This window comes from Bradyrhizobium sp. P5_C11_2 (assembly GCF_054049755.1).
In genome coordinates, this window is the sequence record NZ_JBFULT010000628.1 from 1 (window position 1) to 4,100 (window position 4,100).

Here is a 4,100-nt window from a genome sequence, read left to right on the forward strand (position 1 = left end):
CCTTCTTGGCATCCTCGTCGCCGAGCGCCGCAGCGCGCTCGTAATAGGCTTTCGCGGCATCCCTGTCCTTCGCGCCGCCGCGGCCTTCCTGCGCGAACGCGCCCATCCGCTCCAGCGCGCCGGGGTGGTTTTGCGCGGCCGCCTTCTCGAACAACGCGCGCGCCGCGACGTCGTCCTTTGCGCCGCCGGTGCCTTCGGAAAGCATCAGGCCGAGCTGGTAYTGCGCCTCCGCGTTGGTCTCGGCCGCCTTGCCGAGCAGCGCGCGSGCCTGCGCGGGATCGRCCGGCGCGGCACCGCCRGCGCCGCCGAGSGCTGCGAGATTGCTGACRCCGCGRGGATTGCCGGCCTGCGCCGCCTTCTCGAACARYTTGCGCGCYTGCGCCTCGTCCTTCGCGACACCGGMGCCGGTGCCGTAGAGCACGCCGAGCTCGACCATGGCCGCACTCGATCCCTTGTCGGCCGCCTTGCGCCAGGCGGCGATCGCGTCCGCGGTCTGCCGGTTGGCGGCATAGGCGCGGCCGAGCTCGAACATCGCACGCCGCGAAGAAGGCGCGGCCTGCTTGCAGAACTTGATGGCGGTCGCGACGTCGGAGGAAGCGAGCTCCGCCACGCCCTTCACGTCAGCCGGCTTGTCGGGATCGCTGGGATCGGCCGCCACCCGGTCGCACAGGACGAGGTCGGCCGACTGCGCATGCGCCGCGAGGGGCGCAGCGAGCGTCAAGAGGATGGCAAAGAGACASGTTCGCATGGGCCTCAAATTGCGTCGCGGTCCCGGCGAATTCAAGGCTCGAGTCCCGATTGCCGCAGGACCGGGACGACCTCCGGAGATGCCAAATAGCGCAGCAACCGGTCCGCGGCCGCAGCGTGCGTCGCGCTCGCCATGCGGCCGGCGGAGAACACGGCCGGTGTCTGCAAATCATGCGGGATCGGGCCGATCACCTCGATGCCGTCGACCTGCTTGAGTTCGCTGATCTGCTGCACGGCGAGATCGGCCTCGCCGCTCACGAGACGCTCGGCCGTAAATCCCTGCTGCACGATGGTGGCTTTGGCATTGATCTCGGCCGCGATGCCCATCCGGACAATCAACTGGGCAAAATAGATTCCGCTCGCGCCCAGACCCGAATAGGCGACCGACCGCGCGGCGAGCAGCGTCTGGCGCAGCGCGGCTTCGGTGGCGATGTCGGGATGGGCCTGCCCTGCCCGCACGGCAATGCCGACATAGGAGCGCGCCAGATCCGCCGCGCCCTCGGCGATCACGCGGCCTTCGCCGATGACTTCGTCGAGCCCCTCGCGCGTGAGGATCACGAGATCGGCGGCCTCGCCGTCGCGCAGCCGTTTCAGCAGCGCCAGGGTCGGCGCGAAGTCGGCATCGACTTGAATGCCGCTGGCGGTCTCGAAGGCGGCGGACAGGCTGCGCATCGCGCCCATCAGGCCGAGCGTCGAGAGCATGCGAATGTTTTCCATGTGCGATCCCGGATAGCGATCAGGCGCGGTGCATCAGCTTGAGGGCGGCGGTCAGGCGCAGGCTGCGCTTGCCGGCAAGCGCGGTTGCCTCCAGCACGGCCTCGGCCTCGTCATAGGTGCCGGAGAAGCCGATGCCGACCTCGTGGCCGCCGAACACCGGATCGTCCTTGGCCGGCGTGTGCTCCTGATTGAGAATCTGTCCCTTCCAGCGTCCGTTCGCGGCGGTGTAGCTGCCGAGATAATAGAACGACGCATCGCCCCCGAGAATGTGCCCCCGGTTCAGCAGCATCACGCCGGTGAGGCCGCCGTCGAGGCCGTCCAGCATGCGCAGATGGATCGAATAGAGGCCATCGGCGATGCCGGCCTCTCCGACACCGCCGGCGATCGGCACCTCGTCCTCCGTGATCGGCGTCATCACCGACTGGAAGGGGACGCCGGGCAGTTCCTTCAGCTCGCCCTTGAAGCGGTAGAGATCGCCGTCAGCCCACCCCTTGGCGAGCAGCGTCGCATCATCGGTGCCGGCCATGGCGCGATAGCTCGGATCGGGATTGTGGCGGACCGTCTTGATCACGATGTCGACGCCGTCGTCGGTCTTCTCGTAGGTGCCGATATGGGCGAAGGCCGAATTGCCGCCGAGCATCTTGCCGTTGCCGGCATGCATCACGCTCCGGCCAACGGCGTCGCCGAGCTGAAATCGCACCTTGTAGAAGCCTTCAAACACCAGCCGTCCCCGGCCCTGCGCGCATCCGGGCGCAGTCTATCCCGCTTTCGGCCGCGATGGACAAGTTTCGCGCGATCGCGGCCGGCGGATCACAGAAACGGCCGTCATCAAAATGCAAAAAATCCGCCGGAGCTGTTCTGCTCCGGCGGATCGAGAGCCAACCCGGGCCAGCCCCCCAAAGCCCGGGCCGGGAGGATCTTAGGCGGCGGCCTTCTTGTCGGCCGGCACGGACGCGATCGTCTTCAGGATCTGGGAAGCGATCTGGTATGGGTCGCCCTGCGAGTTCGGACGGCGGTCTTCCAGATAGCCCTTGTAGCCGTTGTTGACGAAGGAGTGCGGCACGCGGATCGAAGCACCGCGGTCGGCCACGCCGTAGCTGAACTTGTTCCAGGGCGYGGTCTCGTGCTTGCCGGTCAGACGCTTGTCGTTGTCCGGGCCGTAGACGGCGATGTGGTCCATCAGGTTCTTGTCGAAGGCCGCCATCAGCGCCTCGAAGTACTCCTTGCCGCCGACCGTACGCATGTACTCGGTCGAGAAGTTCGCGTGCATGCCGGAGCCGTTCCAGTCGGTGTCGCCGAGCGGCTTGCAGTGGAACTCAATGTCGATGCCGTACTTCTCGGTGAGGCGCAGCATCAGGTAGCGGGCCATCCACATTTCGTCAGCGGCCTTCTTGGAGCCCTTGCCGAAGATCTGGAATTCCCACTGGCCCTTCGCGACTTCCGCGTTGATGCCTTCATGGTTGATGCCGGCCGCGAGGCAGAGGTCGAGATGCTCTTCGACGATCTTGCGGGCGACGTCGCCGACGTTGGAGAAGCCGACGCCGGTGTAGTACGGGCCCTGCGGCGCCGGATAACCCGAGGCCGGGAAGCCGAGCGGACGGCCGTCCTTGTAGAAGAAGTATTCCTGCTCGAAGCCGAACCAGGCGCCGGCGTCGTCGAGGATCGTGGCGCGCTTGTTCGAGGCGTGCGGGGTCTTGCCGTCGGGCATCATGACTTCGCACATCACGAGCACGCCGTTGGTGCGCGCGGCGTCCGGGAACACGGCGACCGGCTTCAGCACGCAATCGGAGCTGTGGCCTTCGGCCTGCTGCGTGGAGGAGCCATCGAAGCCCCAGAGCGGAAGCTGCTCGAGCGTCGGGAACGACGCGAATTCCTTAATCTGTGTTTTGCCGCGCAAGTTCGGAGTCGGCGTATATCCGTCGAGCCAGATGTACTCGAGCTTATACTTGGTCATTGAGCCTCTCTGTAGATGATGCGAAAGGTGGGGACGGCTAGTCCCCGCACGTTTGTACCCGGCCACCATCGGCCGGCCCTTTACAAGCATTTAACGTGCCAAAAAGCCGCAGCGCGGGGCGTTATCCACCGGCCCCCGCCACCTGCGGGCGCAGCCCGTCAGTCCACAGCCGCATGCGTCATAGCGGCGCACCTTTCCGTGAAGCTGCACTGCAAAAATCCCGCAGAAAACGCCCGATTCCGATGCAAGTGCACCCCTGCCCGAGGTTGCCGACTAAACGCGCATCAACGTCCGGCAACATTCGCGAAGTCTGCGGCCGTCGCTCGCAACCTTCGCAATGGCCCAAGCGTTAGTCAGCCATGGGCTGCCTTGGAGGAAGCAGAATGCTGTCTGCCTACAAAATAGGCCAGCACTGATTTCCTTTTCAGCACTTTGCATTTCGAAATGCGCGGCCGATATGGGGATTCCAGTAACCACAAGCCAACGAGTCGGGCGCACCATGGAGGCCAACCGCTTCGATCTCGGGAGATACCGCAATGATGAACAATGGACTGAGTCACGGACCTGCACAGATCTACCAATTCCCTGTCGGGGGCCGCGCGGCTCTCGGGGGGCGCCGCTACGGTGAGACCGGCCTTCCCGCCGGCCACGTCTCGCTTCCCGTGAACGAGACGATCTGCAG

5 protein-coding genes are annotated in these 4,100 nt (G+C 65.6%); 1 reads left to right on the top strand and 4 read right to left on the bottom strand.

The window, feature by feature from the left end:
• The 4 genes from ACXJL8_RS35600 to ACXJL8_RS35615 form a co-directional block, all read right to left on the bottom strand.
• Nucleotides 1-748: tetratricopeptide repeat protein (locus ACXJL8_RS35600; protein ID WP_456686506.1), on the bottom strand; the 748-nt coding region annotated here is incomplete at its 3' end.
• Nucleotides 749-780: 32 nt separating this feature from the next.
• A complete protein-coding gene (locus ACXJL8_RS35605) occupies nt 781-1,464 on the bottom strand; it encodes a substrate-binding domain-containing protein (protein ID WP_456621957.1) in 684 nt (227 codons plus the stop codon).
• Nucleotides 1,465-1,483: 19 nt separating this feature from the next.
• On the bottom strand, nt 1,484-2,185 hold the full coding sequence (locus ACXJL8_RS35610) for a GrlR family regulatory protein (RefSeq protein WP_456621956.1): 702 nt from the start codon (nt 2,183-2,185) through the stop codon (nt 1,484-1,486).
• Nucleotides 2,186-2,383: 198 nt separating this feature from the next.
• The gene (locus ACXJL8_RS35615; RefSeq protein ID WP_456686507.1) at nt 2,384-3,418 is read right to left on the bottom strand and encodes a glutamine synthetase beta-grasp domain-containing protein; all 1,035 of its coding nucleotides are present in this window, start codon (nt 3,416-3,418) and stop codon (nt 2,384-2,386) included.
• Between the two features lie 536 nt (nt 3,419-3,954).
• Between ACXJL8_RS35615 and ACXJL8_RS35620 the strand changes: the two genes are divergently transcribed.
• Nucleotides 3,955-4,100 (top strand): DUF2735 domain-containing protein (locus tag ACXJL8_RS35620; RefSeq protein ID WP_456686508.1); only part of this gene is annotated, 146 nt, incomplete at its 3' end.